Raw genomic sequence first — 18,357 nt, forward strand, 5'->3', positions numbered from 1 at the left:
CCCCTGGTCTGTGTCACAGGGGAATCTGCGATGACTCGGAAGGCGGGACGCGCCGCACGGGGGCAGACGCATCGGTTACACAGAGTACCACCCCGGGCCCCGTGCGATGTCCGGGTCCGGGGTGGCGGGTGCCACGGGCGGCACAGGGGCGCGGGGGCCCCTCAGCCGCTCGTCATGCCGCGGGCCTCGGCGTACAGGTCGAGGACGGCCAGGCAGATCGGGATCAGCGACAGCAGGACGGTGGCCTCGGCCAGGTCCAGCATCCGGCCCCAGAAGGGGGTGACTCCCTTGCTCGGGACGACCAGGGCGATGGCGACCAGCAGGGCGGCACCCAGGGCCACCGCGGCCGACAGCCACACGGTGCGGATGTCCAGCGAGGAGTGGTTGCCGCGCAGCAGGTCGGCGAGGATGTCCGTCGGCAGGTTGAGCGCGAGCCCGATGACCAGCAGGCCGACGGTGACCACGCCGGCCACCATCAGCGTCACGACCTGTGAGGTGTAGCGGAACAGCCGGGCGCGCATCAGCGTCGCCAGGCCCATGACCAGCGCGAGCAGCTGAGCCCAGCCGTCGTCGGAGAAGCCCAGCACGACGCCTGCGGAGCCGACGATCGCGGCGGCGCAGCCGGCGACCAGGCCGAGCAGCAGCTCGTGGCCGCGACGGGCCTGGTTGGTGATCCGCTCGAAGTCGACCGGCTCCTCCTCCCCCTGTCGCTCGGCGTCGCCGCGGTGCCGGCTCGCGACCTGGTCGGGCGAGCGGAAACCGATCGGCAGCCGTGCGAAGCGGGCCGACCAGCCGGGCAGGAACCCGACGACGGCGATCATGACGACGGCGGTGACGGCGGCGGCCTCGCGCGGCGCGGCCTCGGTGAGGATCGCCACGAAGGTGGCGAGGGTGCCGACACCGGCGGTGAAGGACGCCGCGACGAACGGGGCGTCGCCCTGCGGCAGCAGCAGCACGAGCAGCACCGACGCGGTCAGCACCACGACGCAGCCGATGAGGAAGTGCAGCCGGCCCGGGCCCTCGCCCTTGTCGACGCCCATCACACCGGAGCCGGCGACCAGCAGCAGCGGCAGCGAGGACAGGCCGAGGGCGACGGCGGAGTGCCGGTCGTCGTACACCCGCGCACGCACGCCCGCCAGCGCGACCAGCACCAGGCCGGCGGCGCCGGCGAGGACGCCGGGCAGGCCGTGCATGTCGTGCTTGACCGGCTCGGAGAACCACAGCACGAAGGCCATCAGGGCGAGCAGGACGACGCCGGCGGTCAGGCCCACGCCGCGCATCAACGCGTCGTTCCAGCTGCGCCGGTCGGTCTGGACGGCGGTGGCGACCGCGTCGACCACGTCGTCGAAGACGGCGGGCGGCAGCGAGTCGGCGAAAGGACGCAGAAGGAGCAACTCGCCGTCGTGCACGCGCTGTTCGGTCAGGGAGAGGGTGTCGTCGAGCACCCTGCCGTCCCTGCGGACCAAGTTGTAGCCGGTGGGTGCGGCTTCTTCCGGGGTCTGGCCCGACAGGCGCAGGATCTCCGGATAGATGTCGGAGAGCGGCACGTCCTCCGGGAGTGCCACGTCGATCCGGCTGTTCGGCGCCGCCACCGTGACTCTGCAGAATCCGGTTGCTGAGACCGTGCTCACCTGGAGTTGTCCCCCTCGTCCGGCAGTGGGTGGTTTGGGGTGGCATCGACGCGGCCGTCCAGGGTCGGACCCCCGTCCGCGCTTCGCGATCCGTCACCCTACCCCGTGCCCCAAGTCCCTTGCCCCCCAGCTGTCCCACTGCCCCGCGACTGTCATGCCCAGTAGGATCGCCACCTGCCTGTGGTCCAATGCCCGGCCCCCGAGGGGCCGGTGGGCGACCGGGACGTGCCATACGGGGGACCGTCGCCACGGGGGCGGCCCGAAACTGCGATTCGCGTGAAGGACTGGTGCATCGGTGAGCGTGGTCGTCATCAAACGCCCGCCGCGGGTATACCCGCCGGAGGTGCCGAATGAGGAGGTACGGCTCGTAGCCCCGCCCGAACTGCCGCGCGGCGAGGACCAGGGCCTGCTCATGAACCTGCTGCCGATGCTCGGCATGGGTTCGTCGGCGGCCTTCTTCTTCCTGCCCACGGGGAGCGGGGGCTCCGGCGGGTTCATGAAGATCATGGGCGTGCTGATGATGGGCTCCACCCTGGCGATGGTGGTGGCCCAGATCGTCCGCTCCCGCAAGGGCCCTTCCGGCCAGATGGCCGAGGCCCGCCGCGACTACCTCAAGTACCTGGCGCAGGTGCGGCGCGGGGTGCGCAAGACCGCCCGCAAGCAGCGTGACGCACAGTATTACCTGCACCCGGCTCCCGAGCAGCTGTGGGCGCTGGTCGCCGAGCGCTCGCGGGTGTGGGAACGCCGTTCCTCCGACGCCGACTTCGCGCAGGTGCGGGTCGGGCTCGGACCGCAGCAGCTGTCCACCCCGATCGTCGCGCCGGAGACCGCTCCGGTGGACGAACTGGAGCCGCTGACCGCCCACTCGATGCAGCAGTTCATCGCCGCGCACGGCTCGCTGGACAACCTGCCGCTGGCGGTGGGGCTGCGCTCCTTCTACCACGTGACGATATCCGGCGACCCGGACACCGTGTACGGCCAGACCCGTTCCGTCGTCGGCCAGTTGTGCTCCCTGCACTCGCCCGAGGACCTGGTGGTCGCCGTGGTCGCGGCGCCGGGCGCGCAGTCGGAGTGGGAGTGGACGAAGTGGCTGCCGCACGCGCAGCACAAGGAGCAGGACGGCGCCGGCTCGCGCCGGCTGGTCTGCGGCGACCTCGGCGAGGTCGAGGAACTGCTCGCCGACGAACTCGACGGCCGCCCGCGCTTCAACCGCGAGGGCCAGGCGGTCCTCGACCAGCCGCACGTGGTGATCGTGCTCGACGGCGGCGGCGTCCCAGCGGACTCGGTGATCGCCTCGGCCGAGGGGCTGCAGGGTGTGACGATCCTGGAGGTCGTCCCCGGCGAGCTGGACGAGATGCGCGGCTCGCTGTCGATCCAGGTGTGGCGGGACCAGCTCTACCTGGAGGCCGGCGCGGGCACCTTCGTCGGCACCCCGGACGTGCTGTCCCCGGTGCAGGCCGAGTCGCTGGCGCGGCAGCTGGCGCCGCTGCGCCTGGGCGCGGCCGACGCCGACGAACCGCTGCTGGCGAACCTGGACTTCACCGACCTGATGGGGATCGGCGACGCGTCCTCCGTGGACGTCTCCCGGACCTGGCGGCCGCGGACCCTGCACGAGCGGCTGCGCGTGCCGATCGGCCTGGGCGAGACCGGCGAAGCGGTCATGCTGGACATCAAGGAGGCCTCGCAGGAGGGCATGGGCCCGCACGGGCTGTGCGTCGGCGCGACCGGTTCCGGCAAGTCGGAGCTGCTGCGCACGCTGGTGCTGGGCCTGGCGGTCACCCACTCCTCGGAGACGCTCAACTTCGTCCTCGCGGACTTCAAGGGCGGCGCGACCTTCACCGGCATGGGCACCATGCCGCACGTGTCGGCGGTCATCACCAATCTCGCCGACGAGCTGACCTTGGTGGACCGCATGCGCGACTCCATCACCGGCGAGCTCACCCGCCGCCAGGAGCTGCTGCGGCAGTCCGGCAACTACGCCAACATCACGGACTACGAGAAGGCCCGCGCCGCCGGGGCGGCCCTCGACCCGCTGCCCTCGCTCGTGCTGATCATCGACGAGTTCTCCGAACTGCTCGCCGCCAAGCCCGACTTCATCGAGATGTTCATCCAGATCGGCCGCATCGGCCGGTCACTGGGTGTGCACATGCTGCTCGCCTCGCAGCGCCTGGAGGAGGGCAAGCTGCGCGGCTTGGACACCTTCCTGTCCTACCGCATCGGTCTGCGCACCTTCTCCGCCGCCGAGTCCCGCACCGCGATCGGCGTGCCGGACGCCTATCACCTGCCCAACGTGCCGGGCGCGGGCATCCTGAAGTACGGCACCGACAGCATGGTGCAGTTCAAGGCCGCGTACGTCTCCGGCACCTACCGCGCGCCGGGCACGCGGACGGCGAGCGGGGCGCGCATCGACCGCTCCCCCGTGCTGTTCACCGCGGCGCCGGTGCCGGTGCGCATCCTCACCGAGCCGGAGCCGCAGGCACGACCGGCCGGCCAGGTGGACGACGCGCTGGCCGACACCGTCCTCGACGTGATCGTCGGCCGCCTGGAGGGCCAGGGACCGCCCGCCCACCAGGTGTGGCTGCCTCCGCTGGACGAGCCGTTCAGCGTCGACCAGCTGCTGCCCCCGCTGACGGTGAGCACCGAGCGCGGTCTGCACGCCGACGGCTACACGGCCACCGGCAAGCTCACGGTGCCGGTCGGCCTGGTCGACAAGCCCTTCGAGCAGCGCCGTGACGTGATGTACGCCGACCTGTCGAGCTCCGGCGGCCACGCCCTGGTCGTCGGTGGCCCGCAGTCCGGGAAGTCCACGCTGGTGCGCTCGCTCATCGCGTCCTTCGCGCTGACCCACACCCCGAAGGAGGTCCAGTTCTACGCGCTGGACTTCGGCGGCGGAGGCATGCTGGCACTGGACGGGCTGGCGCACGTCGGCGGGGTGGCCTCGCGGCTGGACGCGGAGAAGGTCCGCCGCACCGTCGCCGAGGTGCACGGCATCCTCAATGCCCGCGAGGAGTTCTTCCGCAGCAACGTCATCGACTCGATGAACACCTTCCGCTCCCGGCGGGCGGCGGGGCACTTCCCGGACCAGCCGTGGGGCGACGTCTTCCTCGTCATCGACGGCTGGGGCACGTTCAAGACCGACTACGAGATACTCGACCCGGTCATCAACGACATCGCCGCCCGGGGCCTGGGCTTCGGTATCCACCTGATCGTCACCGCCACGCGCTACACCGAGATCCGGCCCGCGCTGCGCGACCAGATCCTCAGCCGGCTGGAGCTGCGGCTCGGCGACCCGATGGAGTCCGAGTTCGACCGCCGGCGCGCGGAGAACGTACCGGTCGGCAAGCCCGGCCGCGGCCTGTCCCCGGAGAAGCTGGACTATCTGGCGGCGCTGCCGCGCATCGACGCCTCCTCGGGGGTCGAGGACCTGTCCGACGGCATGGCGCAGCTCGTCGCCCAGGTCAACGCGGGCTGGCCGGGCCCGGTCGCGCCGAAGGTGCGGATGCTGCCGACGATGCTGCCGTCGACCGAACTCCCCAAGGGCGGCGACTTCTCCGACCGCGGCATCGCGATCGGCGTCGACGAGCTCACGCTCTCCCCGGTGTTCGTGGACTTCGAGACCGATCCTCTGATGGTGATCTACGGCGAGAGCGAGTCCGGCAAGTCCTCGCTGCTGCGGCTGATCGCCAAGCAGGTCAGCGAGCGCTACGAGCCCGGCAAGGCGCTGTTCGTGGTCTCCGACTTCCGCCGGGCGCTGCTCGGCCAGGTACCGGAGAGCCACATGTACAAGTACTGCGCCTCCGGCCCGCAGTTGCAGGAGGTCATGGAGTCGCTGGCCGGCTCGATGGGCCGACGGATGCCCGGCCAGGACGTCACGCCCGAGCAACTGCGCAACCGCAGCTGGTACAGCGAGCCGGACGCGTGGGTCTTCGTCGACGACTACGACCTGGTCGCGACCTCGATGGGCAACCCGATGCAGGTGCTGATGGAGTACCTGCCGTTCGCCCGTGACCTGGGCCTGCGCATCATCCTGTCGCGCAGCACCTCGGGGGCCTCGCGGTCGTCCTTCGAACCCTTCCTCACCCGGACCAAGGAGCTCGGCGCGACCGGGATCGTCCTGTCCGGCGACCCGGGCGAGGGGCCCGTCTTCGGCAACACCAAGGCGGCCAAACTGCCGCCGGGGCGGGCGCAGTTCCTCACCCGGCGGCGCGGCAACCAGCTGATCCAGACGGGTTTCCTGCCGGAGAGCTGACGCGGCACGGAGCGGCACGGAGCGGGGCGGGGCGGGGCGAAGGGTCCGCCCCGCCCCGTCGCCGTACCGGGCGCGCGGGACCGGGCGTACGGGCGCGGCGGGTCAGTCGCCCCGGGTGGGCGGCCGGTAGGCGGGCGGGATGTCGCGCGGATCGGCGGGGGCGGCGTCGTGTCCGGCCCGGGCCTCCTGCTCGTCCGGCCGGTCCATCTGCTCCTGCTGCTCCCGCTGCTCCTGCTGCCCGAACCACCGCTCGGCGCGCTCGCGCGCCGCGGCACGTTCCTCGGGGGTCATCTGCTCGTCGATCCGGCGCAGTTCGGCCATGCGGTCGCCGACGGCCCCGCGCCAGGCGTCGGAGTCCAGGGCCTCGCGCATGCCGAGACGGCCGTTGAGGACCTCACGCGCCATGTCTTTGAGCGGACCGGTCACGTTCGGGTTGTCCGCCAGCGTCCTGAGCGCCCTGTGCAGGCGGCGGGCCTGCTCCGGGTCGGCGGCGACGTCCATCAGATCGCCGTCGCTGATCTCCTTGCTCATCGGCTCGGTGCCCCCGGTCGTCTGCGTCGCGAGAAGGGTGTGCGGGCCATCGTGCCACTCCCCGGGACGCCATGACCACGGCCCCGCCGCTCGGGGGACACCCGCTTCAGGAGGCGCCGGAGGACGGCGCGAAGGACGTGTCGATGACGCAGAAGCGGTTGCCCTCGGTGTCGGCGAGCACGACGAAGTCGGGGTCCGGCGGGTAGAGGTCCCATTCGACGCGCCCGGCCCCCAGGGCGATCAGCCGCTCCACCTGTGCCGCCTGGTCGGCGGCGTCGTCGGCGTACAGATCGAGGTGGACCCGCGGGTGCTCCTGGACGGGGGTCGCGCTCCGGCCCAGGGCGATACCGGGGCCCTTGCCGCCCTCGGCGGGCACCAGCACCGTCCAGTCGGCGTCCACCGCGTTCACGGCGTCCGCGTCACGCGGCACGTAGCCGAGTGCGGCACTCCAGAAGGCCGCGGCGCGGTGCACGTCCTCGGCGCCCAGCACGATCGTCCCCAGGGTCAGCACGGCACGATTGTGGCAGGAGCCACCGACAGCGGGGCGGCAGGCACCGGGATGGCGGCACGACCCTTCCGCCGGACCGCCGGACGCCCCGCACCGGTGTCGCCGTGGCCCGCACCGCGGATCCGGACAACACGTCGAGGCCTTCGACGGGCGATCGGGACGACACCGACCGGAGCACTCCCCCGACGGCCCGCACGCGCCGGTGGGGGAGGACGCCGGGCGTGCCCTGCGCGCCGGCTGCGTCGAGGGCGGGCGCGCGCACGCGGACCGCCGCGGGCGCGGCCACGGCCTCCGTGCTCACGCCATCGGCCGTCCCGCGCACCCCGGAGGACGACGACCGCGTGTACGTGCTCCCGGTGGTCACGCCGCTCGACCCCGGCCGTGACCTGGTCGGTGTGCGACGGGCGGCACGGCGACGCCTGCGGGCCCCGTCGTCACATTCCCTCCCCCAACTGCCGCTGGGAGGTTCCCCCACCCCGCGGCGCCCGGCACGGCACTCCCCCAGCCTTGCCGAATCGTCCGAGCAGCCCACCTCGAGGACGACTCTCCGCGGTGCGATGCACCGCACTTGGGGTCACCGGGGGAACCGCGGGCCCTCCGGCGGCCGGCGCCCGTGTGACGACAGGGCCTGGCCCGCTCCGCCCCGGTGCGTCAGCCGGCGGCGGTGAGCTCCAGCCGCCAGTCGTTGCAGCGGATGGGGTTGCCGGCGGGGTACTCGAAGTCGCACTCCCCCACGAGCGTGAAGCCCAGCCTGCGGCAGATCGCGTTCGAGGGCGGGTTGTCCACCTTGGGGTACGCGTGCAGGGAACGCGGTCCGCCTTCGGCCGTCATCGCCAGTCCGATGATCTCCCGGCCGGCCGCCACGGCGATGCCGCGCCCCTGGTACTCCGGCAGAACGCTCCAGCCCGTCTCGTACACGGTCTCGCCCCGCCAGGTCCGCTCCCAGAACCCGATGGTGCCCACCGGTTCGCCCGTGGGCGGCAGCACGATGCGGAACATCCCCCCGCGTTCCTCGCCGCCCTGCAGCAGATACCTCCAGTGCCGTGCCAGGAGCTGTTCCTCGGTCTCCGGGCCGCCCAGGTGCGTCATCATCGCGGGCGCGTTCGTGCGCCGCAGCAGGGCGAGATCCTCCTGTCCCCACGGCTCGATCCGTACCTCGACCGTCATGCCCGGCTCCCCTCGTCGCTCCCGGCGATGACATCACGAGGGTCCGACACCGGGACGTGACGGGACCGATGAGTCCCGGTCCTGACGCCGGTCTGCCCCATCGTGAGAACGAGTGCGCCGCGCACTCCGCCGCCGTACCGAGAAGGGCACGCCGCCATGAACGACATCACCATCACCCGGGCCTTCGACGCGCCGGTCGCCAAGGTCTGGACCGTGTGGACCGGGCGCGAGTACTTCGCCCAGTGGTTCGGCGCCCCGCTGCCGACCGTCGTCTGCGACGTCCGCCCCGGTGGCACCTGGCGCGCCACCGTCACCACCCCGCAGGGCGAGATGCCGCTGGGCGGCACCTACCGCGACGTCGTACCGCACGAGCGCCTGGTGTGGACGATGGGCGCCCCCGACGGCGGCGAGGTCGTCCTGGACGCCACGTTCACCGACCACGGCGACAAGACCGAGGTCGCCCTCCACCAGGCCGGCATTCCCGCCGAGCACCGCGCCGCGACCGAGGCCGGTGCCCACCGCATCCTCGACGGCTTCGCCTCCGTCCTGGCGAAGGCGTGACGACCACGACGTACGCGCTGCTTCCCGGAGCGGGCGGCGCGGGCGGCTGGTACTGGCAGCTCGTGGTGGCGGAGTTGCGCCGCCGGGGCCACGAGGCGATCGCGGTGGACCTGCCCGCCGCTGACGACGCGGCGGGGCTGGAGGAGTACGCGGACGCGGTCGTCGCCGCGGTGGGCGACCGCGCGCACCTGGTGCTGGTCGCCCAGTCGATGGGCGGCTTCACCGCGCCGCTGGTCTGCGACCGCCTCGAGGACCGGGTGGAGCTGCTCGTCCTGGTCAACGCGATGATCCCGGCCCCGGGCGAGACAGCCGGTGACTGGTGGGCCGAGACGGGCCAGGCCGCGGCCCGCAGCGCCCTCGACCTCGCCGAGGGCCGTGCGCCGGACGCCGATTTCGACCCCGTGGTCACCTTCTTCCACGACCTGCCGCAGCCCCTGGTGGCTCAGGCCCTCACCCAGGACTCCCGCCAGTCCGACACCCCGTTCGGCGTCCCCTTCCCGCTGCCCGCCTGGCCGGACGTGCCCACCCGCGTCATCGCCGGACACGACGACCGGCTCTTCCCCGTGGACTTCCAGCGACGCGTCTCCCGCGACCGTCTCGGCATCGAGCCGGACGTCCTGCCGGGCGGCCACCTGGTGGCGCTGAGCAATCCGAAGGGTCTGGTGGACCTCCTGGTGGGCTACCGGACGGACTGAGGCACCGCTCGACGCGGACGCAGGGCGGGCACTGGCCCCCGGCGTCCGCGCCGTCACGGTGCCGGGGACCGATCCCGCATGGCACAGCGGGCCACGACCTCGGCGGCCCGCGTCACGACGGGAGCAGGTTGCTCCCGGAGCGGAGTACGGCCTGGGCGTAGGCGATCCGGGCATCCAGGCGCCGTGGATCGAGGTCGTACACCGCGGAGCTGACGCCCCGCCGGTCGAGCGCGGTGCCCGCACCGGCCGTACGCCATCGCGTGCGCTGCGGGCCGTCGAGGTCGACCGGATCCGAGCCGTCGACCAGCGAGTACACCAGTTGCACGAGCCACAGGGGGAACCAGACCGGAGCGAGCAGCAGGTAGAACGTCCACGCGTACCAGGAGCCCGCCTTGCCCACGGCCGCCGCGGAGGCGCCGACGGGCCGGATGGTCCACCGGACACGCCGCGGCCAGGGCAGGACCCGCCCAGAACGCCGGCTGATCCGCGCGAGCGGGCCGCCCTCGGGGGTGCCGACCTCGTACTCCGCGCGGCCGGCAGGGCGCACGACGCACAACGGGCCGCCGTCCGCGCCGCCGTGGATCCACAGCGCGGTGGAGGAGGCGGCGCCCGGGTTCCGGGACCCGGGGGATGCGTAGACGTACGCCAAGGCCGCGGCGTCCCGTCGGTTGCCGGGCTGCCTGATCGCCAGGACCAGCCGGGACCCCTGCCGCTCCGGGTCGCCGGGACCGGGCGGGGAGACCTGGAACACCTGCCGGGACGCGGGCGCGGGCGTGGGGAACGGTGTCTGATGAGCCGGGGCCGACCACCCCGGGTGACTGTTGCTCACGGCTATCCGAAGGGGTTGATGGTGTCGACGATCCGACCGGCCGTGGAACGGGCCCGGTCGATACTTTCATGGACCTTGTCCGACGTGTACTGCACGTCCTCTGTCACGTGGCGCACACCCTCCTTGTACAGATCCTTCGCCCCCATGGCGGCCTCGTACCCGCGCGCCGTCCACGACCGCGGGTCGATGTACTTCCCGACGACGGTGCCCGCCTCGTCGACGACCGGTCTGACGGAGTCCGCGAGAGCGGGGATACGCGACAGCGGCGTGCGCTCGATCAGCTCCGGCATGATCTTCCGGAACGGGGCGTCGAGCAGGGACGTCCCCGCCCGGTACAGCGTGGAGTCGCCGAACTCCTTGGCGACGGCGAGCGCGAACCGGTCCGCGAACTTGTCCGCGGTGACGTGGATGGCGTGTGCCTTGTTGCCGAGGGAATTCCAGTTGCGCGCCACCCACTTCTCGGCGTCCTCGCCGAACTTGGCGGTTCCGCCGACCGCGTCGATCAGATCGCCGGCACGCTTCCACGAATCCGCCGCCTTCGCACCGAAGTCGAGGACGTTCATCGGGATCTTGACGCCCTTGAGCGCGCCCACGGCGACCTTGCCACCGCGGGCGAGGTCGCCGAACGGCACAAATCCGACGATGTCGAGGCCGATGTCCAACCACGAGCCGTCCTTGGCTCCCAGAGCCCAGCCACCGGCATGGAAGGCCAGCGCTCCGGCGTTCAGGACCATGCCGATGGCCTCGAACACCACCGCGCCCACGATGGTCTCCGAGAAGACGACCGCCAGGACGTCGCACGCCGCACTCGCGTAGCCGAGCCAGTCGCCGATCTTGTACAGCAGGTCGGCGTTGTTCTTCAGCCAGTCCAGGACGTCGGCGGCGAGATCCTTGATCCTGTCGCCCAGGTCCTTCAGGGAATCGAGGAACCGGTCGAAGAGCCCCGGCTCGTCCGGGGCACGTTCGGCGGCCTTGCGGATGGCCTCGGCCGCGGCACGGGCCGCCGCCTCGTGGTCGCTCAGCAGGTCCTGGGCCTTCTTGATGACGGTGTTCAGTCCGTCCGTGGCCTCGTTGACCTGATTGACGGCGAAGTCGAGGCGCCGCTGGGCGTCCTGCAGCGCGGCGTCGGTGTCGAAGGTCCGCCCCGCCAGCCGGAGATCCGGAGCGGACTGCGCCGAGGCCAGGGCCCGGCGGGCCTGCTCGGCCTCCGCCTCGTAGCGGGCCGCGAGGGTCTGGAAGTCGGTGAGCTGCGACTGCCACCGGTGCAGGGCGTGGGCGGCGTCGATCAACGAGCCGTACCCGTCGATCAGGTATTTCGGCAGTTCGCCGACCTTCTTGGCGAAGCCGTCCGCCGCGTCGCCCTCCCAGATGCCGTCGCTCTTGCCCAGCCGGGTCAGCGTGCCGTGCGCCTCGTTCAGCTGATTGCCGACCCTGCTCAGGGTGGTGACGAGCTGGGCCACCGACGCCGGGACCCCGGGCGCCGGGTCGAAACCGAGGGCATCGTATGTCTGCGTGGTCATGCGTACGCCGTCCTCTCCCGCGGATCCGCGACGTTCGCCGTCGGTGCCTCGGCTGCGTCACCGGTGCCGTCCTCCGTGCCCGCGAAGGTGACGGTGTCGGCGATGTCCGCGAGAACCGCCTGGTAGTGGAAGAGATCCTGGACATCGGACGTACTCAGACAGAACAGGAGCAACCGGTTCTCCTGCGGGAACGGCAGCCAGAGTTCGATCCGGACGAAGAACCTCTCCTGTTCGCCGTCCGGGAGCCTCCAGACCGCGCGCGACCCGGCGACGTTCACCACGGCGGGTCCCGCGGGAAGGCTGACGAGCTGGGCTTCGCCCCCGTCGTTGGTGCGCGCCAGCGTCTCCACGATGCCGGCGGCGGCGAGCGCGGGATCCGGATTGTCCAACTCCCGCACACTGACCAACAGCGTGCAACGGCTCACCCGTTCGGGTGCCTGAGCGCCGTCGGCCGTACCCCCGATGGGGAAGATGCCGAGCGCCTGGTGGACGACGCCGTCGGCGGCGAGCTGCTGCGCGTTCGCCGCGTGCACGGCCGTGAACATCCTGCGCAGCGGCTCCCAGTCCTCCCGGTCGCCCCAATAGTCGCGCGCGTACGCCCGCATCCGCTCCGTGAACGTCTCTTCGTCCAGCCCTATGCCAAGGGGTATCTCGTGGAACTCGGGCTGCACCTGGAACCGGAACGCCGCGGCACCGTCCTCCGGCCCGCCCTCGGGCGTCGATGTCACGTGGTCTCCCCCTTGCCCGACGGCTTGAAGGAGGCCGCGACCTCCTGCTCCAGGGTCTCGTACACCTTCCGGGTGTCGGCCAGGCCCTTGGTGACGCCCCCCGTCGCGTCCGCGATGAGCCCGATCCCGTAGCCCCAGGCGTCCTGGAAGTCGTCGCACGCCGCCTCCAGTTCCGCGAAGCCGGAGCCCTTCGGGCCGATGTCCTTCAGGACCTTCATCGCGGAGCGCATCTCGTCGGCGCAGTTCCCCAACTGCGTGCCGAGCTCCGCGAGCGCGTCGAGTTCCACCTTGTAGTAACCGGCCATGGCCGATGCCTTCTCCCCGTTGAATGCGTTGACGTACGACGGCTGTTCGTTACTGGCGCCCCGGCCCCCACGACGACGGCGGGCTCTGCTGCTGCCCCCCGTACGGGTTCTGCGCGTACGGATTGCCCTGCTGCGGCTGGGGCTGGGGCTGGTACTGCTGCGGCGCCTGCGGCTGTCCGTACGGCGCGTATCCGCCGCCCGGCGCGCCGGGGCCGCCCGGGCCGCCGGGGCGGTTGCCGTCGCCCTTGTCGCGGCGGGCGATCTTGACGATCACGAAGATGATCAGGGCGAGGACGAGAAGGCCCACCAGGCCGATCACGCTCAGCGCGATGACCTGCTTGCGATCGGCGGCCGCCTGCTCGTCGTCGCTCATGGCGCCGCCGGTGACGCTCGGAGCGGGGGCCGAGGGGTCGTCCGTGGCCCCCTGGCCGGCGCCGCTCTGCCCGGTCTTGAGCGATTCCGGCACGGCGAGCGGGCCGTACTTCGGCCCCGCCGGGATGTCCCGGGTGAGGGCGGCGAGCGGCTGGATGAACCCGTAGCCGTAGCGCTTGTCCGGGAGCGGGATGCCCTTCGCGGACGCGGGGAGCCCGGCGGTCCTGGTCAGGCGGTTGACGACCTGACCTGCGGTCAGATCGGGGAACTTGGCGCGGAGGAGGGCCGCTGCGGCGGAGACGAAGGCCGCAGCGTCCGACGTGCCGGTGCCCGAACGGTAGGCCGTGTTCGACTTGGATCCGGCCGAAACGATGAACGTCGCAGGAGCGGAGACCAGAACGGCCGGTCCCTGATTCGAATTCTCCCAGATCTCCGTGTTGTTCTTCACTCCACCGACCGCGAGCACACCGGGGTAGTTACCTGGATATTCGGTGGGACCGCCGTCATTACCCGACGAAGCCACGACAAGGACATCACGCTTCAGCGCATAGGCGACCGCATCGGCTTCCCCGGGATAGGTCCTGCCGCCGCCCTGCGAAATGTTGATCACCTTGGCGCCGTGATCGACGGCGTAGCGAATGGACGCCGTCAATCCGTCCGGATTCTTTCCATTGTCGCGAATGTCAAGGATGCGGGCCTCCGGAGCAAGACCCATGACGCCGTCGGCCGAACCTGGCCCGTGTCCGTGAGCGGCGATGATCGACGCCATTCCGGTGCCGTGGCCGTCCGCGGCGTCCGGGGTGGTCGGGCCGCCGTCGACGAAGTCCTTGCCCTGGACGACATTGCCTTTGAGGTCAACGTGTTCGGCGTTGATTCCGTCGTCGATGACCGCGACGGTCACGCCTTTGCCCTTGGAGATCTTCCAGATGGCCTGAGCATCGAACGCCTTGAGCGGCCACTGATCCTCCCTGGTCTGGTCCGCGGCAGCCAACGGAGCAGTACCGATGACCAGCGCACCAACGAGGACCGCTCCACCGACCGCACGAAGCGTTTGTGTCAAAACCATCCGGATAGTCCTCTCTCAGGCACGGTGGAGGGTGCGGCCACCGGCCGCGCCCTCCACCTTCCTACATGCGGCGCAATTACACCTGGTTACTCGATGACCCGGGGGGCGTTGTTGCGTTCCGGCGTCCAGGTCTCCTCGTCCTCGACCAGGTAGTCAGGACGCTCGCCTTCCCGCCGCTCTTCCTCCTCCGCCCGGTCGGTCTGGCCGCGGCCCATCATGCGGTTCGCGCCCCTGCCGGTGTTGCTGCCGCCGCCCGCGCCGGTGGCGCCACGGCTCTTGTGCAGGCCCGAGCCGCCCGGGGTGCCACGCGTACCCGATCCGGTGCCCTTGGCAGCGCCGACGACACCGCCCCCGCGACGGGCAAGGCTGCCCCCGCGTCCGGCGGTTGCACCGCCCCTGCCGCCCGCTCCGGCGCCCGCGCCGCCGGCACCCGGCATACCGCCACGACCGGCCGCTCCGGCCCGTCCGGCGCCACCCGCGCCGGAACCGGTCGCCCTTCCGCCGCGTCCACCTACGCCGCCCAAGGCGCCCGGGAGACCCGCACCGGCGCCACCGACGCCGGCAGTGCCACCGGCACCGGGGCCACCGACTCCGCCGACGCCGCCACCGATGCCGGCGCTGCCGCCGCCGTAGCCGCCCGCACCGGTCGTCCCCCCGCCGATGCCGTCGATGGCAGTGCCGACCTGAGGCTTGGTGCCGGCGGGCGGCTTCTGCACCCCGCCGCTGATACCGCTTTCCCGGGGCGGCTTCACTTCCCTGACGGTCGGCGACACCGTGCCGGTCGACGTCCGTCGCGTCGGGCGGGTTGAGGCGCCCGTGTTGGGCTGCGTGATCTCCGGGGGCACCACGACGGGGACAGGTGCGACGCCGCCCGGGTCACCCGGGTAGTCGTCACTGTCGTCCCGGCCTCCGCGGGGCGTCGGCTTCTTCGTCCACGACCCCATCGCCCTCGACTGCGCGTTGTATCCCGCGCCCAGCTGCTCCATCTTCACAGCCATTTCGAGCTGCGCTTCCTTGCCCGCCGACAGCGAACCGCGGTTGCGGTCCAGCGCGGACTGCGTGTCCATGCCGTTGCCGAGGTCCGTGTGCAGTTGCGCGTCGCTGCGGTCGAAGCCGTCGCCGAGCGCGTCGCCCCAGCTGGACAGGGTGCCGGGCTTCTCCATCGCGTCGACCTGCGGCTTGATCGTCTTGAGTACGGACGCCGCGTTGGTCATCGCCTGCGAGGTGTACTTGGCATACGTGGAGCAGTCCGTGATCATCTTGCTGATGATCTTGGCCTGCTCGCGGAACCCCTCCGCCGCGGCACCGTCCCAGTGCTGGGTGATGTGCTCGACCGCGGCGTCGAAGACGAACTTGGCGCTGCCGGACCCGGTGACCAGTTGGTCGTGGACCTGCAGCCAGCCCTGCGCGCAGGACTCGACCTCCACGTGGTCGGCGTTGGCGAGCATGGCCTTCATCTGGTCCATGTTCTTCGCGCCGGCGAAGTTCGTGGTGTGCTCCCCGGCATAGCACTGCGTCGGGGCCTGGTACTCGTAGTACGTTCCCTCGTCAGCCATGATTCCTATCCCCCTTGGCGACCGGCACGACGTTCATCGATCCGCGCATGATGTGTTCACTTACCGCTGCCGGACATGCCGCCCTGCGCGTCGTATTCGGCGTCCGAATAATGGCCGTGCACCTTCTTGGTCTTGCCGCCGAAGTCGTTCATGACGCCATGGATGTAGGCCACAACCGACTCGATGTGCGTCTTCATGTCCTCGTGCGCACGGGACAGTTCCTCGGCTTCCGCGAATCCCGATCCGAGCGCGCCCGGCGGCAGATAGGTGTCGTTCCTGGCGCAGACGTTGGCGACGCCCAATTGGCTGATCACGCCGTTGAGCTTGGTGATCGTGTCCTCTAGCTCACTCAGATCGACCTTGTACTGGTCACTCATCGTGTCGCTTCCCCGTTCCTACTCATGTGTTGATCCCTCGCTTGCGGCGCCAGTCGCCGAGGACGACCCCGCCTCCCACCAGCAGAGCGATGCCCGCGGCCGCGCCGCCGACCGTGTAGACGGCGTAGCGCTCGGTGCGTTGCTGGGGGGTCTCGCCGAGGACGACCGTGGCTGCCTCGATCTTCTCGTGGCCACCGGGGTTGACGACCGGATCGGGCGTCGGGGCGGCCTGGGGGGTGGTCGCGTCGTCGTTGACCGCGGCGACGGGGTCGACGACGCCCCAGCCGACGAAGTCGTCGCGGCCGGGCTTGCCGCGGTCGGCGGTCTGCTCGATCTGGGTGATGACCTGGCGGTAGCCCCAGTCGGGGTGCTTGGCCCGGATGAGGGCGGCGACGCCTGCGACGTACGGCGCGGAGAAGCTGGTGCCCTGGTCGATGCAGTGGCCGCCGTAGGGGACGGTGGAGACCATGTCGACGCCCGGGGCCGCGACGCCCACGAACGGGCCCGGCTGGGAGAAGTTGGCGCGGGCGTTGTCGCGGTCGGAGGCGCCGACCGCGAGGACGCCGTCGTAGGAAGCGGGGTAGGTCCGCTTGTTCTTGCCGTCGGCGCCGTCGTTGCCGGCGGAGGCGACGATGAGGACGTCGTGGTCCTTGGCATAGTCGACGGCCCGCTCCAGCGCCGAGTCGGGCGGCAACGTGGACGCGGTGTCCTGCGAGATGTTGATGACCTTGGCACCGCTGCGCACCGCGTAACGGATCGCCTCGGTCATCGTCCCGACCGTGCCGCCGCCCTGGTTGTCGTTCTGCCGGATGGCGAGGATGGAGGCCCGCGGGGCGATGCCGACGAAGCCGGTGTCCGGGGCGGGCCGGGCGGCGATGATGCCGGCGACCTTGGTGCCGTGGCCTACGTCGTCCTTGGTGCCGTCGCCGTGCTTCCTGTCGAAGAAGTCCAGGCCGGCGCGCTTCTTGTGGGCGCCGGTGCCGACCTCGCGGGCGATGGCCGGGGCCAGTTGCCTGTTCGTGTCGTCGACGCCGGTGTCGATGACGGCGACCATCACACCGAGGCCCTGGGTGTCCTGCCAGAGCTGGTCCAGGACGATGCGCTGCAGCGACCAGGGCGTGCCCGCGATCGGGTCGGACGGGAAGGAGCACTGGGTGTCGTCGATCTGGAAGCGTTCCCCCAGGCCGCCGCCGTCGGCGAGGACGGTCCGTACGCCGTCGGCCGAGGCGTCCGCCCCGGCAGCGGCCCCGGAGACCGGCAGGCCGAAGGCGGTGATCGCCGCGGCTGCGGCGATTGCGGCGGTGCGCCTCACGGCGTGCGATCCCACTGGTCTTCCGTCCTCCCGTTGTGTGCGGTTCGTGGGCCGAACCGCCGATGAGGGCGAGCACGTACGTCGTCCGTACACACCCGCCCTCATCGCGCGTGACGCGGCCAGGCGCGCGAATCAGCCCCAGATCTGCCGGTTCTTGTTCTCGGTGTCCTGGTAGTTCTGCGCCGCGGTGTCGAGCGCGCGGGCGATGGCCTCCAGGGTCTGGTGCATGGAGGCGGCGCGCTGGTCCCACTCGGTCTGCTTGGCGCGGTAGGCCTCCTGCGCCGAGCCCTCCCACGTGGCGGCGATCTTCTTCACGCCCGACTCGAGGTCGTCCAGCTGGCGCTTGATGTTGTTGGCCGTCGTACGGACGTCCGTCGCGGCCTGGGAGATGGTCTGGAAGTTGACCAGGATCTGCCCGGACATGTGATGTCTCCTCAGATGTTGGATTCGGACAGGAACGGCATGCGCTGCGTGCGCGGCCACGCGCTCACGACGAGAGGCGGGCGACGGGCACCGGCGCACGGGCGCACAGGGCCGGTCATCCGAACGGGTTGCCACCCTGGGACGAGATGCTCTGGATGGACGCGCGCTGCTCCTCCTCGGAGGCGGAGTAGTTCCGGGTGCTCGCGTCGACGGCTTCCTTGATGTCGCCCAGGATCTGGTTGATCTTGTTGGCGTCCTCGTTCACCTGCGTCTGCAGATTGTTGTACGCCGTGGCAGCGGAGCCCTTCCAGCCCGAGGTGATCGTGTCGATCACGGTCTGGAGGCGGCGAATCTCGCCCTGAATCGAGGAGTTGACCGTGGAGATACGGCTGCTGAAGGCAACCATCTCCTCCTCGGTCATGGTGAACTGCTGTCCAGCCATGTGTGGAGTCCCCCATGAGACGTAGAAGATCCGGTATCCGATCGACAACGGTGGGTGTCGTCGGTCTTCAACTCTAGCCAATACC

17 protein-coding genes are annotated in these 18,357 nt (G+C 71.1%); 3 read left to right on the forward strand and 14 right to left on the reverse strand.

Going from position 1 to position 18,357, the window contains the following annotated elements:
- Positions 1-161: 161 nt before the first annotated feature.
- A complete protein-coding gene (eccD, locus tag PV364_RS37150; RefSeq protein WP_319665342.1) occupies positions 162-1,631 on the reverse strand; it encodes a type VII secretion integral membrane protein EccD in 1,470 nt (489 codons plus the stop codon).
- A gap of 295 nt (positions 1,632-1,926) precedes the next feature.
- Here eccD and eccCa point away from each other — a divergent pair, with 295 nt between their 5' ends.
- A complete protein-coding gene (gene eccCa / locus PV364_RS37155; protein ID WP_319665343.1) occupies positions 1,927-5,880 on the forward strand; it encodes a type VII secretion protein EccCa in 3,954 nt (1,317 codons plus the stop codon).
- Positions 5,881-5,982: 102 nt separating this feature from the next.
- Here the strand turns inward: eccCa and PV364_RS37160 are convergent, their stop codons facing one another.
- From PV364_RS37160 to PV364_RS37170, 3 genes are all read right to left on the reverse strand, one after another.
- A complete protein-coding gene (locus tag PV364_RS37160; protein WP_319665344.1) occupies positions 5,983-6,411 on the reverse strand; it encodes a hypothetical protein in 429 nt (142 codons plus the stop codon).
- A 106-nt stretch (positions 6,412-6,517) separates the two neighbouring features.
- Positions 6,518-6,922, reverse strand: a complete 405-nt coding sequence (locus tag PV364_RS37165; protein ID WP_319665345.1) for a VOC family protein — start codon at positions 6,920-6,922, stop codon at positions 6,518-6,520.
- A 648-nt stretch (positions 6,923-7,570) separates the two neighbouring features.
- On the reverse strand, positions 7,571-8,086 hold the full coding sequence (locus tag PV364_RS37170) for a GNAT family N-acetyltransferase (RefSeq protein ID WP_319665346.1): 516 nt from the start codon (positions 8,084-8,086) through the stop codon (positions 7,571-7,573).
- A 156-nt stretch (positions 8,087-8,242) separates the two neighbouring features.
- On the opposite strand from PV364_RS37170, the gene PV364_RS37175 reads away from it, so the two are divergent.
- Together PV364_RS37175 and PV364_RS37180 are read left to right on the forward strand one after the other, a co-directional pair.
- Complete coding sequence (locus PV364_RS37175) at positions 8,243-8,647, forward strand: SRPBCC family protein (RefSeq protein WP_319665347.1); 405 nt, start codon at positions 8,243-8,245, stop codon at positions 8,645-8,647.
- A complete protein-coding gene (locus PV364_RS37180; RefSeq protein WP_319665348.1) occupies positions 8,644-9,342 on the forward strand; it encodes an alpha/beta hydrolase in 699 nt (232 codons plus the stop codon). Before PV364_RS37175 ends, PV364_RS37180 begins: the two co-directional genes overlap by 4 nt.
- 112 nt (positions 9,343-9,454) lie before the next feature.
- On the opposite strand, the gene PV364_RS37185 is transcribed toward PV364_RS37180, so the two are convergent.
- The 10 genes from PV364_RS37185 to PV364_RS37230 all read right to left on the reverse strand — a co-directional run bounded on the left by PV364_RS37185 (position 9,455) and on the right by PV364_RS37230 (position 18,272).
- Positions 9,455-10,171: a hypothetical protein gene (locus tag PV364_RS37185; RefSeq protein WP_319665349.1), complete on the reverse strand. Its 717-nt coding sequence runs from the start codon at positions 10,169-10,171 to the stop codon at positions 9,455-9,457.
- Positions 10,172-10,173: 2 nt separating this feature from the next.
- The gene (locus tag PV364_RS37190) at positions 10,174-11,691 is read right to left on the reverse strand and encodes a putative T7SS-secreted protein (protein ID WP_319665350.1); all 1,518 of its coding nucleotides are present in this window, start codon (positions 11,689-11,691) and stop codon (positions 10,174-10,176) included.
- Positions 11,688-12,419, reverse strand: coding sequence for a hypothetical protein (locus PV364_RS37195; protein WP_319665351.1), 732 nt, complete (start codon positions 12,417-12,419; stop codon positions 11,688-11,690). The genes PV364_RS37190 and PV364_RS37195 overlap by 4 nt, the downstream gene beginning before the upstream one ends.
- On the reverse strand, positions 12,416-12,724 hold the full coding sequence (locus PV364_RS37200) for a hypothetical protein (protein WP_319665352.1): 309 nt from the start codon (positions 12,722-12,724) through the stop codon (positions 12,416-12,418). Before PV364_RS37200 ends, PV364_RS37195 begins: the two co-directional genes overlap by 4 nt.
- Positions 12,725-12,773: 49 nt before the next feature.
- On the reverse strand, positions 12,774-14,162 hold the full coding sequence (locus tag PV364_RS37205) for a S8 family serine peptidase (protein ID WP_319665353.1): 1,389 nt from the start codon (positions 14,160-14,162) through the stop codon (positions 12,774-12,776).
- 86 nt (positions 14,163-14,248) lie between these two features.
- Positions 14,249-15,718 carry a hypothetical protein gene (locus PV364_RS37210; RefSeq protein WP_319665354.1) on the reverse strand — a complete coding sequence of 490 codons (1,470 nt, stop codon included), beginning with the start codon at positions 15,716-15,718 and terminating at the stop codon, positions 14,249-14,251.
- 56 nt (positions 15,719-15,774) lie between these two features.
- A complete protein-coding gene (locus PV364_RS37215) occupies positions 15,775-16,095 on the reverse strand; it encodes a hypothetical protein (protein ID WP_319665355.1) in 321 nt (106 codons plus the stop codon).
- A 22-nt stretch (positions 16,096-16,117) separates the two neighbouring features.
- Positions 16,118-17,407, reverse strand: coding sequence for a type VII secretion-associated serine protease mycosin (gene mycP, locus PV364_RS37220; RefSeq protein WP_319665356.1), 1,290 nt, complete (start codon positions 17,405-17,407; stop codon positions 16,118-16,120).
- 132 nt (positions 17,408-17,539) lie between these two features.
- Complete coding sequence (locus PV364_RS37225; protein ID WP_319665357.1) at positions 17,540-17,830, reverse strand: WXG100 family type VII secretion target; 291 nt, start codon at positions 17,828-17,830, stop codon at positions 17,540-17,542.
- Positions 17,831-17,945: 115 nt separating this feature from the next.
- Positions 17,946-18,272, reverse strand: coding sequence for a WXG100 family type VII secretion target (locus PV364_RS37230; RefSeq protein WP_319665358.1), 327 nt, complete (start codon positions 18,270-18,272; stop codon positions 17,946-17,948).
- Positions 18,273-18,357: the final 85 nt, after the last annotated feature.

The organism is Streptomyces sp. MI02-7b, from assembly GCF_033793585.1.
GTDB lineage: Bacteria > Actinomycetota > Actinomycetes > Streptomycetales > Streptomycetaceae > Actinacidiphila.